At 61.6% G+C, this 13817-nt stretch carries 11 protein-coding genes; 4 read left to right on the top strand and 7 right to left on the bottom strand.

Annotation, left to right across the window (positions count from 1 at the left end):
- Positions 1-76: 76 nt before the first annotated feature.
- Positions 77-1021 (top strand): hypothetical protein, encoded by a 945-nt coding sequence (locus AB0O97_RS05730; RefSeq protein WP_363880945.1) that lies wholly within the window; start codon positions 77-79, stop codon positions 1019-1021.
- Positions 1022-1170: 149 nt separating this feature from the next.
- Here the strand turns inward: AB0O97_RS05730 and AB0O97_RS05735 are convergent, their stop codons facing one another.
- The 6 genes from AB0O97_RS05735 to glmS all read right to left on the bottom strand — a co-directional run bounded on the left by AB0O97_RS05735 (position 1171) and on the right by glmS (position 9674).
- Positions 1171-2250 carry an inositol-3-phosphate synthase gene (locus AB0O97_RS05735; RefSeq protein WP_363880948.1) on the bottom strand — a complete coding sequence of 360 codons (1080 nt, stop codon included), beginning with the start codon at positions 2248-2250 and terminating at the stop codon, positions 1171-1173.
- A gap of 239 nt (positions 2251-2489) precedes the next feature.
- On the bottom strand, positions 2490-3527 hold the full coding sequence (mgrA, locus tag AB0O97_RS05740; protein ID WP_363880951.1) for an L-glyceraldehyde 3-phosphate reductase: 1038 nt from the start codon (positions 3525-3527) through the stop codon (positions 2490-2492).
- A 37-nt stretch (positions 3528-3564) separates the two neighbouring features.
- Positions 3565-5685 (bottom strand): glycogen debranching protein GlgX, encoded by a 2121-nt coding sequence (gene glgX, locus AB0O97_RS05745; RefSeq protein WP_363880954.1) that lies wholly within the window; start codon positions 5683-5685, stop codon positions 3565-3567.
- Between the two features lie 22 nt (positions 5686-5707).
- Positions 5708-7309 carry an NAD(P)H-hydrate dehydratase gene (locus AB0O97_RS05750; protein ID WP_363880957.1) on the bottom strand — a complete coding sequence of 534 codons (1602 nt, stop codon included), beginning with the start codon at positions 7307-7309 and terminating at the stop codon, positions 5708-5710.
- Position 7310: 1 nt separating this feature from the next.
- Positions 7311-7658, bottom strand: a complete 348-nt coding sequence (locus tag AB0O97_RS05755) for a holo-ACP synthase (RefSeq protein ID WP_363843391.1) — start codon at positions 7656-7658, stop codon at positions 7311-7313.
- A gap of 69 nt (positions 7659-7727) precedes the next feature.
- A complete protein-coding gene (gene glmS / locus AB0O97_RS05760) occupies positions 7728-9674 on the bottom strand; it encodes a glutamine--fructose-6-phosphate transaminase (isomerizing) (protein ID WP_363880960.1) in 1947 nt (648 codons plus the stop codon).
- Between the two features lie 141 nt (positions 9675-9815).
- Between glmS and coaA the strand changes: the two genes are divergently transcribed.
- The 3 genes from coaA (at position 9816) to mscL (ending at position 12336) form a co-directional block, all read left to right on the top strand.
- Entirely contained in the window at positions 9816-10784 is a 969-nt protein-coding gene (gene coaA / locus AB0O97_RS05765) for a type I pantothenate kinase (protein ID WP_363880963.1), read from the top strand.
- Positions 10784-11854: a D-alanyl-D-alanine carboxypeptidase family protein gene (locus AB0O97_RS05770; protein ID WP_363880966.1), complete on the top strand. Its 1071-nt coding sequence runs from the start codon at positions 10784-10786 to the stop codon at positions 11852-11854. The genes coaA and AB0O97_RS05770 overlap by 1 nt, the downstream gene beginning before the upstream one ends.
- Positions 11855-11928: 74 nt before the next feature.
- Entirely contained in the window at positions 11929-12336 is a 408-nt protein-coding gene (gene mscL, locus AB0O97_RS05775) for a large conductance mechanosensitive channel protein MscL (protein WP_363880969.1), read from the top strand.
- Between the two features lie 64 nt (positions 12337-12400).
- Here the strand turns inward: mscL and glmM are convergent, their stop codons facing one another.
- Complete coding sequence (gene glmM / locus AB0O97_RS05780; RefSeq protein WP_363880972.1) at positions 12401-13747, bottom strand: phosphoglucosamine mutase; 1347 nt, start codon at positions 13745-13747, stop codon at positions 12401-12403.
- Between the last annotated feature and the right edge of the window lie 70 nt (positions 13748-13817).

The following is a 13817-nucleotide window of genomic DNA, read 5'->3' on the forward strand; positions in this document are numbered from 1 at the left end:
CTTGTGGGGGCCGGCTGGCGTTCGTACCTGTGGATAACTTCTGCGGTGGAGCTCCGTTCTGGGCCACAATTAAGAGATGGAACCCAGCGACGCGTTCTCGCTCACTCAGGCGCCCTTCACGTATCGTGAAGCACTCGCCTCAGGTCTGACCCCGGACCAACTCAAGCGCGGCCAGCTCATCAATGTCAGCCATGGGATTTACCGTCCGGATGGCTGGGACTTTGATCTTCGGGATGCAGCCCGGGTACTTTCGGCAGCTTCGCCCGGGGCCTGGGTTTCGCATTCCACGGCCGCACGGCTTCACGAGCTTATTCTGCCTCCGTGGCTGGCAGATTCAGATGAGCTTCACCTCAGTAAGCCCCGCCAGCTCCCGCAGCTGCGCCGAAAAGGCATCGTCAGCCACAATGTGACAGCGCTGCGCGGCGAGATCGAATCCGTGGACGGGCTGGCGCTGAGCACTCGTTCGCGCACCTGGCTCGATCTGGCCCGCATGCTTCCATTGCCTGACCTCGTCTGCATGGGAGACCAACTCATTCGCCTACCTCGAGCCGAATTCGAGGGCCGCAGTAAACCCTACGCCACCCTCACATCCCTGCGCGAGATGGCGAGCCGACACCGCAATCTGCAAGGTATCGTGCGGGCCCGCGACGCCCTGGACATGATGCGCGTCGGAGCGGATTCTGCACCCGAAACCCTTTTGCGTCTGGCCATGGCCGACGCCGGTCTGCCGGAGCCAGAACTTCAGCTCACCTTGTGGGGTCGCGAGGGCGGGCCTTCTGCTGATGCCGGTTACCGTGCCCGGCGCATCGCTATGCAGTACGACGGCGCCCATCACTTTGGCGAGTTGCAGCGGTTTAGCGACAGGCGGAGGGACAAAGCCTTCGACGACGCGGGCTGGATCGTGCTGATCTTTACGCAGCAGGATTTGGCGGACGATTTTCAGGACGCGGTGATGCGCATTCGAAAAGCACTGAATCAGGCGTGGCGAGATCCTAAGCTGGCCTCTGGATTCGAGGGCTAGCGGTAGGAATGTTCCAACAACTTAAGACCAACAGGTTAAAAAGTTATGGGACGCTCCCCTGTGAGGGAGCGTCCCATAATTATTGCCCTAAAGTGGTGCGGCGTCGGCAGATAACCGCCGGAAAGTGATGCCGCGTCGGGACAGGGGGGTTAGATCTCGCCGCGGATGAAGGCTTCTACCTTTTCGTGGGCGATGTCGTCGGCATACTGCTCCGGCGGGGACTTCATGAAGTAGCTGGAGGCAGACAGGATAGGTCCACCGATGCCGCGGTCCAAAGCGATCTTGGCTGCGCGGATGGCGTCGATGATGACACCGGCCGAGTTCGGGGAATCCCACACCTCAAGCTTGTATTCCAGCGAGACCGGGGCGTCACCGAAGTTGCGCCCTTCCAAACGGACAAAAGCCCACTTGCGGTCATCGAGCCAGGCCACGTAGTCGGACGGGCCAATGTGGACATCGTCTTCACCCAACACTGCCGAAGTGTTGGAGGTGACGGCCTGGGTCTTGGAGATCTTCTTGGATTCCAAGCGTTCGCGCTCAAGCATGTTCTTGAAGTCCATGTTGCCACCAACGTTGAGCTGGTAGGTGCGGTCCAAGACCACGCCTCGGTCTTCGAACAACTTAGCCATGACACGGTGCGTGATGGTGGCACCGATCTGGCTCTTGATGTCATCGCCCACGATCGGAACACCGGCAGCGGTGAACTTATCGGCCCATTCCTTCGTGCCGGCGATGAAGACGGGCAGTGCGTTGACGAACGCCACGCCGGCGTCGATGGCGCACTGGGCGTAGAACTTGGCGGCAGCATCGGAACCGACTGGCAGGTAGCAAACCATGACGTCAACGTTGGCTGCCTTCAGCTCGGCCACAACGTCCACAGCTTCAGCGTCTGATTCGACGATGGTCTCGCGGTAGTACTTGCCCAGACCGTCAAGAGTGGTTCCACGCAGAACCGGAACGCCCAGGTTGGGGACGTCTGCAAGCTTGATGGTGTTGTTCTCGCTGGCACCAATGGCGTCAGAGAGATCCAGGCCGACCTTTTTGCTGTCAACGTCAAAAGCGGCCACAAACTGCACGTCATTGACGTGGTACTGGCCGAATTCAACGTGCATCAGGCCCGGAACTTTAACGCTGGCATCAGCGTTCTGGTAATACTGGACGCCTTGGACCAAGGATGAGGCACAGTTGCCTACACCGACAATGGCCACCCGAATAGGATGATTGGACACGGAACTCCTTCATAAAACTCACACGGATCCGGCGCACACTTTGCGGTGACGGGTCGACGCACGACTTCACGGTTGACATAAAGACACGACGCACGGCTACTTGGCCGGATCTGACGCCCCTACGGCGCCCTTAACCATTCTAGTCAACTCTTGTTGCCCCGATTTTGTTCCCTCGGGGCAACAATGTCTCGTTGTTTTGTCACAAACACTTGCTTTCTTGAGAGAAAGCGTGCCTGATCCTACTTTTGTGCCCACCTGTTGATGGAAGATTCGACGGCGAACTCGTCTATCGCGATCAGCTCGGCTTCGCTGAACTCAAGGTTGTTGATGGCGGCGACGTTGTTCTCCAGCTGGGTGACGCTGGAGGCACCCACCAGGGCCGAGGTCACCGGGGTGCCCTTGATTTGATCGCGCAGAATCCAGGCGATGGCCATCTGTGCCAGCGACTGTTCACGTCCGGCAGCAATATCGTTGAGCCCGCGAACCCGAGCCATTTTCTCTTCCGTCAGATCATGCTCAGACAGGAAGTGCTCCTTGGCTGCACGCGAATCTGCCGGCACACCCTTTAAGTAACGGTCCGTCAGCACACCCTGTGCAAGGGGCGAGAAGGCAATGGAACCGGCGCCAACGGCGTCGAGCGTTTCATAAAGGTTCGGTTCCCCGTCCTCGGTCCAGCGGTTGAGCATGGAGTAAGAGGGCTGGTGGATGAGCAACGGGGTGCCCATTTCCTTCAGAATCCGGGCAGCTTCCAGCGTCTGGGCTGGCGTGTAGGAGGAGATGCCCGCGTACAGGGCCTTACCGGAGCGGACCGCATAATCCAGGGCGCCCATGGTTTCTTCCATGGGGGTTTCCGGGTCGGGGCGGTGGCTGTAGAAGATGTCTACATAGTCCAGGCCCATGCGTGTCAGTGAGCTGTCCAGGCTGCCCAGCAGGGACTTGCGTGAGCCCCATTCGCCGTACGGGCCAGGCCACATGGCGTAGCCGGCCTTGGTGGAGATGATTAGTTCGTTGCGGTGTGCGGCAAAGTCATCCTTGAAGTGGCGGCCAAAGTTGGTCTCGGCACTTCCTGCTGGCGGGCCGTAGTTGTTGGCCAGGTCAAAGTGCGTCACGCCCAGATCGAAGGCGCGGCGCAGAATATCGCGCTGCACCTCGAAAGGCTTGTCGTCACCAAAGTTGTGCCACAACCCCAACGAAATGGCGGGCAGCTTCAATCCGCTGCGGCCGACTCGGCGGTAGGGCATGGTTTCATAGCGGTTCTCCGCGGCGTGAAAGGTCATGCCTTCCATCTTGCCACGGCTCAGCTGTGATCTGTGTCTAGTCCTGGTCCGGGGCGCGCAGTACCAGTACCGAATGGGCGGCCATACCCACCACGGCCCCGGCTGCAAACTCGGCGGCTGTCACTCCATTGGTATGGATTTCCACCACCCAGCGCGAGGCGTAGTCCTGCCCGGGGAGCGTGAAATCCACGGGCGCTTCGCCGCCGTTGAACAGCATCAAGAAGCAATCATCCACCACTGGCTGCCCTTTTGTATCGCAGTCCGGGATGCCCCCACCGTTGAGGAACACCCCAATGCTGCGCCCAAATCCGCTGTCCCAATCGGCAGGGGCCATGGCCGCGGCGTCGGGCCGCAGCCACACGATGTCCGGCAGTGCGCCGTCGTCCCCGCGTTCCACAGGCCGTCCGTCAAAGAACCTCCGACGCCGGAACACGGGGTGTGCTTTTCGCAACCGACCCAGCTGGGAGACAAAGTCGATGAGCGCGGAATCGGCCTGCTCCCAATCAATCCAGGTCAGGGCCGAATCTTGGGCGTAGGCGTTGTTGTTGCCTTGTTGGCTGCGTCCCAGTTCATCGCCGTGCAGCAGCATCGGCACTCCCTGGGATAGCAGGAGGGTGGCGAGGAAGTTGCGCTGACCGCGCGCACGGAGCTTGAGCACAGCGGGATCATCGGTGGGCCCCTCCTGCCCGTGATTCCAAGAGCGATTATGGGATTCGCCGTCGCGATTCTCTTCCCCGTTGGCCTCATTGTGTTTGTCGTTGTAACTCACCAGATCCGTCAGCGTGAAGCCGTCGTGGGCTGTGACGAAGTTGATCGAGGCCACGGGGCGCCGCCCGGAATGCCCATACAGATCCGATGACCCCGTCAGGCGCGAGGCAAACTCCCCCAATGTTGATGGCTCGCCGCGCCAAAAATCGCGGACGGTGTCGCGGAACTTCCCGTTCCATTCCGTCCACTGCGGCGGGAAGTTTCCCACCTGGTAGCCGCCGGGCCCCAAATCCCATGGCTCGGCAATGAGCTTGACTCGGGACACGATGGGATCCTGCTGGACCATATCGAAGAAGGAGGAGAGCTTGTCGACGTCGTAAAACTCCCGGGCCAGAGTGGCTGCCAGATCGAAGCGGAACCCGTCCACATGCATCTCGGTGACCCAGTACCGCAGCGAGTCCATGATCAGTTGCAGGGCATGTGGCGACCTGACGTTGAGTGAATTTCCCGTGCCCGTATAGTCCAGGTATTGCTCCTTGTCATCCTCCTGCAGCCGGTAGTACGCGGCGTTGTCGATGCCCCGGAAGGACAGCGTGGGGCCCAGGTGATTCCCCTCGGCAGTGTGGTTGTAGACAACATCGAGGATGACTTCCAGCCCGTTACGGTGCAGTTCCTTGACCATGGTTTTGAACTCCACCACGGTGTCGCACGGGTCTTTCGCGGAGCTGTACTCATTGTGCGGGGCGAAAAAACCAATGGTGTTGTAGCCCCAATAGTTGCGCAGGCCCTGCTCCAGTAGCCGCTCATCCTGAACAAACTGGTGCACCGGCATCAGTTCGACGGCGGTCACGCCCAACTTTTTGAGGTGGGCCACTACGGCTGGGTGGGCCACTGCGGCGTAACTGCCACGCAACTCCTCTGGGACGTCCGGGTGTAGTTGGGTCAGCGCCTTGACGTGCGCCTCGTAAATAACGCTTTCGTGGTACGGGATATCCGGGCTTTGATCGGGTGTGCCGTCGGGGTTGTTCCAGTCGAAGGCGTCATCCACCACCACGCTTCGGTACGTGTGGGCGGCCGAATCCTCATCGTTGCGGAGCGCCGGCTCGCCCAATTGGTAGGCAAAGAGCGCCTGGCCCCACTCCACGGCACCCTCAACCCCCTTGGCATAGGGATCCAGTAACAGTTTGGCGGCGTTAAAGCGCAACCCATTGCCCGGGTCCCATGGCCCGTCAACCCTGAACCCGTAGCGCTGTCCATGCCGCACCGCCGGTACGTAACCGTGCCAAACGTAGCCGTCCACTTCGGTCAGTGGCAGCTGCGTTTCTGTTCCCTCTGCATCAAAGAGGCACAGGGTCACAGCGGTGGCGCCTTCGCTGAACAAGGCAAAGTTGGTACCGTCCCGATCCACTCGGGCTCCCAGCGGATGGTCTTTACCCGGCCACATATCCATGAACTTCCCCTAGAAAAGTGCGCTACTGCTGCGGTTTTATTTGGCACAGTTGTGCCCAAACGTGTGGAATGCGGCCCGCCAGCTGCCCGGCGTTTAGGGGAGCGTCGCGGTCTTCCTGGGAAAGCTCGCCGTGAAGCGCAGCTGCGAGCGCCGCGGTGCGCGCAAGATCGTGGGGCGTCAGGCCAGTGCCAATTTGACTGCCTGACGCCCCTTCGCGAGCCTCGTGGTGAGCCCGGGCCTGAGCCTCGTGGTGAGCCGGGGCCTGAGCCGCAGTCATGGCCAGCAGGGCAACGAGAATCCCGGCCAGGGTGTCCCCACTCCCGGCGGTGGCCAGTCGTGGGGTGCCATTGGCCTGGGTGAATACCGTGCCGTCGGGTGCGGCCACCACGGTGGTGGCCCCCTTCAACAGGACCACGGCCCCCAGTAGCTGCGCGGCCGCGCGAGCCGCAGCAAGTGGTTCTGCCTCAATTCTTGCCCGGTCCAATGCACTTCCGGCACGGGCCATGATGGCTGCAAGCTCACCTGCGTGCGGGGTAAGAATCAGATGAGCGTTTTTCTGCCCCTGCGCCGGGACAACAAGCTCCAGCGCGCCAGCGTCAACCACAGTGGGCAGCCCCGAGGCTATGGCGTCAGCAGCCCGATCTCGTTGGGCGCCATCACCGTCGAGCCCCGGCCCCACGAGCCAAGCCTGCACATGCAATTCCCGGGGTGATTCCTCGGAGCAGACCACCTCGGGATTGCGCACATGGATGGCAGCGGCCACGGATGCTGGGCCAAGGTACCGAACCATGCCGGGTCCACACGCCGATGCCGCCGCAACCGCCAGCAGCCCAGCACCTGGATATTGCCGCGACCCTGCCACGACTCCCGCCACGCCCCTCGTGTATTTGTGGTCGGCGGCCGCAGGGCGAGGTAGCTGGGCCGCTAGATCGGCGGCCTCGAGCCGAAACAAAGCGGCTTCCCCAAGGAAGCTGGAAATCCCTATGTCCACGAGCTCTACGGTGCCGCAAAATTGTTCTCCCGGCGCGGCGAGCAGCCCGCTTTTGTGGGCACCGAAGGTGATGGTCGTATCGGCGCGCAACACAGGCCCGCGGACGGCTCCCGTGGTGGCGTCAACGCCGCTGGGCAGATCACAGGCCACCACGGCGGGCCGGACACTGCCTGTCAGATCCTGCAGCCGGGCCACCAACTCGGCGCCAGCACCGCGCAGACCGCCGCGCCCGCCAGTGCCCAGAAGCCCGTCAAGCACGACGTCGGCCCGTACGGCTTCATCCCATAGCGCCAGTTGCGCTGTGTCTTCTTCAGTAACGCAACGCCCACCAGCGCGCCTAAAAGCAGCCAGCGCCTCCGGGTGCGTCCGTGCGCCGGTGAGTACCGCCGTCGTGCGTGCACCGCGGGTTGCCAAAGCGGCGCCGGCATAGAGCGCATCGCCGCCATTATTTCCCGATCCAGCCAGCACCAGCACGCGCGCCCCGTACAGGCTGCGCCCGCGAGCCCGCAAGATCTTCACCACGCCCAGTGTCAGCCCGTGCGCTGCCCGGCGCATGAGCTCCGGTCCGTGCCCGGCAGCCAGCAGCGGCTGTTCGGCGGCACGAATCGCGGCGGTGGTGTGGGCGCTGATCATGTCAACTTTCGGCAATCACCATGGCAGTGGAAATGCCGCCGTCGTGGCTCATCGACAAGTGCCAGTGCTTGATACCCTTGGACTTCGCCACTGCTGCCACGGTGCCCTTCACGTTGATGGTGGGCCCGTGCTCATCCAGCCCAATCCAGCAATCCTGCCAGTTCATGCCAGCAGGGGCACCAAGCGCCTTGGCCACGGACTCCTTCGCGGCGAACCGTGCAGCGAGCGAGCGCGTATTCAGACCACGTTCGGCCGGCACGAAGAGGCGTTCACGGAGCCCCGGCGTACGCTCCAACTGGCGGCCAAAACGTTCAATGTCAACAACATCTACACCAATGCCAATAATCATGGCTCCACCCTATCCCCCACATGCTGACTCACCGGTTTACCGGCTTCCTAGGCGCCGCGGCTCGAACCGCTACTCGACGGTGACAGACTTGGCCAGGTTGCGCGGCTGATCTACGTCGTAGCCCTTGGCCGTGGCAAGCTCCAATGCAAATATCTGCAGCGGAACCGTGGCCAAAAGGGGCGCCAACAAGGTGCTCGTCTCGGGAATGTAGAACACATGCTCGGCGTGATCTTGTACGGAGAGGTCACCTTCCTCGGCAATGACAATGGTCATGGCGCCGCGAGCACGGACTTCTTGGATATTGGAGACCACCTTGGCGTGCAGGGAATCGCGACCACGTGGCGAGGGAACCACCACAATAACGGCCTGGCCGTCTTCAATCAGCGCGATGGGACCATGCTTGAGTTCACCTGCGGCAAAGCCTTCGGCGTGAATGTAGGCCAGCTCTTTGAGCTTCAAGGCCCCTTCCATGGCGACCGGGTACCCTACGTGACGCCCCAAGAAGAGCACGGTACGGGTGTCAGCCATGCTGCGGGCAAGAGTCTTGATTTGCTCAGCGTTGGCCAGCACATCGGCAATCTTGGCCGGGGTTTTGGCGAGTTCCGCCAGAATGTCCTTGATCTGACCCTGGAACAGGTTTCCGCGCAACTGTGCCAAATACAGGCCCAGCAGGTAAGTAGCAGTGATCTGAGCCAGGAACGCCTTAGTGGAGGCCACGGCAATTTCCGGGCCCGCATGCGTGTACAGCACGGCATCGGATTCGCGAGGAATCGTGGAGCCATTGGTATTGCAGATCGACACCGTCACCGCGCCCTGCTCCTTCGCATAGCGAACAGCCATCAGGGTATCCATGGTTTCCCCGGACTGCGAGATGGAGACGATCAAGGTGCGTTCATCCACAATGGGATCCCGGTACCTGAACTCGTGGGACAGTTCCACCTCGGTGGGGATCCTGCACCAGTGTTCAATGGCGTACCGGGCAACTTGTCCTGCATAGGCGGAGGTGCCGCAGGCCAACACAATAATCCGGTTGATGGATTTCAGAACCGACGGATCAACGCGCAACTCATCCAAGGTCAGCACGCCTTCGCCGTCGGTGCGGCCCAGCAAGGTCTGCGCCACGGCGTCGGGCTGGTCGTTGATTTCCTTTTCCATAAAGGAGGGGTAGCCGCCCTTTTCAGCGGCAGCGGCATCCCAGTCCACCAAGTATTCTTTGCCCTGTGCCGGAGCCCCCTGGAAGTCGGTGATCTCCACGGAGTTGGCGGTGATGGTGACGACCTGGTCTTGACCCAGTTCCACGGCCCGGCGGGTGTAATCAATAAATCCGGAAACGTCCGAGCCCAGGAAGTTTTCACCCTCACCCAAGCCCACGACGAGAGGTGAGTTCCTGCGAGCGGCAACTACCACGCCCGGCTGAGCGGCGTGCGTGGCCACCAGAGTGAAGGCACCTTCGAGCTGCCGCACCACCTGGCGCATGGCCAAGGCGAGCCTGCCGCCATCTGCGGCTCCGGCGTCGGCCGCGTCTGCATCCGACGTTGAGGATTCCGAATCAGAGGCCGCCAACTCGGCATAGGCCTCGCCCAGCAAGGTGGCCGCCACTTCACTATCGGTCTCGGAGGCGAAGCTGTGGCCGCGGGCCAGCAGATCGGCCTTGAGCCGTGAATAGTTTTCGATGATGCCGTTGTGCACCACGGCCAACGTGCCGTCAGCCACAACATGGGGGTGGGCGTTGGCATCGGTGGGGCCGCCGTGAGTTGCCCACCGTGTGTGCCCGATCCCTGCGGATGCGGCGGGCAGCGGGTTCAGCTCCAGCTCATCGAGCAGCTTGACCAACTTGCCACTCTTCTTACGCATAGCGATGCCATCGGCACCAGCCACAGCGATACCTGCCGAGTCATAGCCGCGGTATTCCAGCCGGCGCAGACCCTCCACAATCACTTCTAGGGCACGCTGGCCAGTCGATGAAGCACTACCTTGAGCCGGGGCGGTGCCGGCGTATCCCACAATTCCACACATGAAAAACAATCATAAACCCCACAGAATTCAAAGGACGTTCTACGTCTTCCCCTCTTCTTGCCATGAGACTCTGTCATAACTGGCACACTGTTATTTGGCTCTCGTTTCCCACCTCACCCCAAACAAGGCAGAATTGCAGATGTGACAGCGCAAAGAACCGAGCCAAACAACGGCGTCAGCGCCTCTCCTTTTGTGGAGCTGGACCGCCAGACGTGGTCTCGTCTTGCCAATAAGATTGAGCAACCCCTAGACGAATCCGATGTTCAGCGGCTCCGCGGGCTCGGTGACCAACTGAACATGCGTGAGATTCACGATGTCTACCTGCCGCTCTCCCGGCTCCTTAACCTTTACGTTGGCGCGGCCGGTCACCTGCACAGCGCCACCACCACTTTTCTGGGCGAGCGCGGCTCCCGCACCCCCTTCGTGATTGGTGTTGCCGGCTCCGTGGCTGTGGGCAAATCCACAACAGCGCGCGTCCTCAAGGAGATGCTGTGCCGCTGGCCAGACACTCCCAACGTGGAACTGGTCACCACTGACGGCTTCCTCCACCCCAACGCCGAGCTGGAACGCCGTGGCCTGATGGGACGCAAAGGCTTCCCGGAATCCTATGACCGCCGGGCCTTGCTCCGATTCGTCAGTGCGATTAAGAGCGGCGCCGAAGAGGTCCGAGCCCCCATGTACTCGCACCTCACCTACGACATCCTGCCGGACAAGGAAGTGGTGGTCCGCCGCCCCGACGTCCTCATTGTCGAGGGCCTGAACGTGCTCGCGGCCGCCCGTCCTCGCACCGATGGGCGCTCCGGCCTGGCCGTCAGTGATTTCTTCGATTTCTCCATCTACGTGGATGCCAAAACCAGTAACATTGAGCAGTGGTACATCGACCGTTTCCGTTCCCTGCGCAGCGGCGCATTCGCGAATCCGGATTCCTATTTCCGCCGCTATGCAGACCTGTCCGACGTCGAGGCCACCGCCACAGCCTCGAAGATCTGGAAGAGCATCAACGAACCCAATTTGCTCCAGAATGTGCTGCCCACCCGCGGCCGCGCGCAGCTGGTGCTCACCAAGGACGCTGACCATTCCATCCGACGCATGTTGTTGAGGAAGGTCTAGTGCCCGTTGTGGGATTCCACCAGGCACGCCGCCCCCGACAGTCACCCGGCGCACGCCTGCGCCGCGAATGCTCGTGGCCGCGCCCCGGAGGCGTGCTGATCTCCTTTGTCGGCGCCGCCCTGGTCGTGGGAGGGGCACTGGGATTGGCGGATTCCCCCGGCCAAGCCGCTGCACCTGACCCAGCCATCTCAACAGTTCTACGCACGACGCCGGACGCCTCCTTGAAGCCTTCCCCACCTGCGCCACTGTCTACTCTCGTGACAACAGACACCCCGGCCCCCTTCTTGAGGTCCTCCCCGAGTGCATCCACGAGTGCGGTGCCGAAACTTTCGGTATCGGGCGGTTCTGCTGCACCTCTCACCCCTGTAGCCACGCCCCCGGCGCCTGCGATCAAGGGCGCTGCGGAAAGCTCGCCTGCCCACAAGCTCTTTACGTCAGGGGCATCTGTTCCGTCCGATCAATCCTTGTTGAACATTTTCAACCCCAACAGCCCGCTGGTGTTGGTGAACAAACACCATCCACTAGCTCCGGTGACGTATTCGCCGTCGGACTTGGTAGTGCCAGCGGTACCTGTGGGCTCCGGTGAGCCCGGCCTGCTGCGTGCCGAAGCCGCTCAAGCTGCGGAGCGCATGTTCGCTGCGGCAGCAACGCAGGGCGTGCACCTGACGTTGCTGAGCAGCTACCGGTCTTATGACACGCAGATGGGCCTCTACAACGGCTACGTGGTCAATAAGGGCACGGCGGCCGCTGACACCACCTCAGCACGGCCCGGATTCTCCGAGCACCAAAGCGGCCTGGCCATTGACATCGGCGATGCTGGCGCCAGCACCGCCTGTGAGTTCCACTCCTGCTTCGCAGAGACAGCAGGGGCCCAGTGGGTCGCCGCACACGCCCAAGAACACGGCTTTGTGGTCCGCTACGTGCCCGGTTCCGAATCGACCACCGGGTATCTGGCCGAGCCGTGGCATCTTCGCTACGTGGGTGTGGCCGTCGCCGAGGACATGCTGGTTCGAGGCTTCCAAAGCTACGAAGAATATCTGGGACTTCCCGGCGCTCCGGGCTACAAATAGCGGCACAAATACTTTTTTCCCCAAATACGCCCAGAATTCGCCCAGTTTCCCCAAGAGTGCGGTACCTTAAGTGCATGCTAAAGGGATTCAGGGATTTCATAATGAAGGGCAACGTCGTAGACCTTGCCGTCGCCGTCGTCATCGGTGCAGCTTTCGGGGCAGTCGTAAACTCCCTCGTCGAGAACATCCTGATGCCACTAATCGCAGCAATATTTGGTTCCGCCGACTTCGACAGTTTCGCACTACTGACCATCAGCGGTGTTGACATCAAGTTCGGTGTCTTCCTCACCGTCTTGGTCAACTTCATCATTGTTGCAGCCGCCATCTACTTCATGGTCGTAGTCCCGATGAACCACATCATCGCCCGCCGCAACGCCAAGCTGGGCATCAAGGACGAAGAACCCGCGGTCGATCCTCAGATCGAGCTGCTGACCGAAATCCGCGACGCTCTCAAGTCCGCCCCGAGCAGCGGACAACACTAACCCACCAACCACGAAGGCGGCCACCCCAACCGGGATGGCCGCCTTTCTACATTTATGGGTGCTGCTAGAGCGAGAGCTCTGCCCGTACAACACTCACCAGATCGCCACAGATCCGTTCGGCCGTTTCAATGTCTCCGGCCTCAACCATCACACGTACCAGCGCCTCGGTTCCCGAGGGGCGCAGCAGCACTCGTCCGGTGTCGCCCAGTTCCGCTTCGGCCTTGGCCACGGCAGCATTGATGGCCGGAACAGAAGAGGCCCGGTTCTTGTCGACGTTCTTGACGTTGATCATGACCTGCGGCAGCTTGGTCATCACTTCGGCCAGTTCCTTCAAGGACTTACCTGTCTTGGCCACCTGGGCGGCAAGCTGCAGGCCCGTCAGCAGGCCGTCGCCAGTGGTGGCGTACTTGGAGAAAATCACGTGGCCGGACTGCTCACCACCCAGCGTGTAATCGCCGCGGCGCATCTCTTCAAGGACGTAGCGGTCACCCACCCCGGTTTCACGGATGGTGATGCCCGCGTTGCGCAAGGCAATTTTTAGGCCCAGGTTGCTCATGACCGTGGCCACCAGGACGTCGTCCTTTAGCTCGCCGGCAGCCTTCTGTGCCACCGCCAGCACGGCCATGATCTGGTCTCCGTCAATGATGTTGCCCTCATGGTCCACAGCCAGGCAGCGGTCGGCGTCGCCGTCGTGGGCGATGCCCAGGTCAGAGCCCGTGGCCAGGACTGTTTCCTGGAGCAGTTCCAGGTGGGTGGATCCCACGCCGTCGTTGATGTTCAGACCGTCGGGGTTGGCACCGATGACGGTGACCTTTGCCCCGGCATCGGTAAACACCTGAGGGGAACATCCACTGGCTGCGCCATGCGCGCAGTCCAGGACGATCTTCAGCCCGTCCAACCGGTGCGGCAGAGTGCCGAGCAGGTGGAGCACGTAACGGTCCTCCGCATCTGAGAAGCGCTGGATGCGGCCCACGTCCACTCCCACAGGGCGGAAGGCGTCGCGCTGCAGCTGGGCCTCGATGGCGTCTTCCACATCGTCGGGGAGCTTGGTGCCGCCCCGGGCAAAGAACTTGATGCCGTTGTCCGGCGCCGGGTTGTGCGAGGCGGAGATCATCACGCCGAAGTCGGCGCCCAGATCCGCGATCAGGAAAGCGGCGGCGGGTGTGGGCAGTACACCGGCGTCATAAACATCGACGCCGGCACTGGCCAGCCCTGCCTCCACGGCAGCACCAATGAACTCACCACTGGCGCGTGGGTCGCGGGCAATCACGGCACGGGGCCGCTTGCCTTCGCTCATCTGGTCATGTCCCAGTACTACAGCTGCTGCTTGAGCGAGGGATAGAGCCAATTCAGCCGTCAGCAGGCCATTGGCCAAACCGCGGACACCGTCTGTTCCAAATAATCTTGACATCCTGTTCAGTCTAAATCATGAAACGGGAAAACCACTCCGCGGTCGCCATGCCCTCCGCCACACCTTCCTC

It is taken from the genome of Specibacter sp. NPDC078692 (genome assembly GCF_040686835.1).
Taxonomy (GTDB): Bacteria; Actinomycetota; Actinomycetes; order Actinomycetales; family Micrococcaceae; genus Specibacter.

Excerpts from the sequence above, each read along its gene's own strand:
- AB0O97_RS05730 (WP_363880945.1), top strand. The coding sequence starts at position 77 with ATGGAACCCAGCGACGCGTTCTCGCTCACTCAGGCGCCCTTCACGTAT.
- mgrA (WP_363880951.1), bottom strand. The coding sequence starts at position 3,527 with ATGACCTTTCACGCCGCGGAGAACCGCTATGAAACCATGCCCTACCGC.
- glgX (WP_363880954.1), bottom strand. The coding sequence starts at position 5,685 with ATGGATATGTGGCCGGGTAAAGACCATCCGCTGGGAGCCCGAGTGGAT.
- AB0O97_RS05750 (WP_363880957.1), bottom strand. The coding sequence starts at position 7,309 with ATGATCAGCGCCCACACCACCGCCGCGATTCGTGCCGCCGAACAGCCG.
- AB0O97_RS05755 (WP_363843391.1), bottom strand. The coding sequence starts at position 7,658 with ATGATTATTGGCATTGGTGTAGATGTTGTTGACATTGAACGTTTTGGC.
- glmS (WP_363880960.1), bottom strand. The coding sequence starts at position 9,674 with ATGTGTGGAATTGTGGGATACGCCGGCACCGCCCCGGCTCAAGGTAGT.
- mscL (WP_363880969.1), top strand. The coding sequence starts at position 11,929 with ATGCTAAAGGGATTCAGGGATTTCATAATGAAGGGCAACGTCGTAGAC.
- glmM (WP_363880972.1), bottom strand. The coding sequence starts at position 13,747 with ATGTCAAGATTATTTGGAACAGACGGTGTCCGCGGTTTGGCCAATGGC.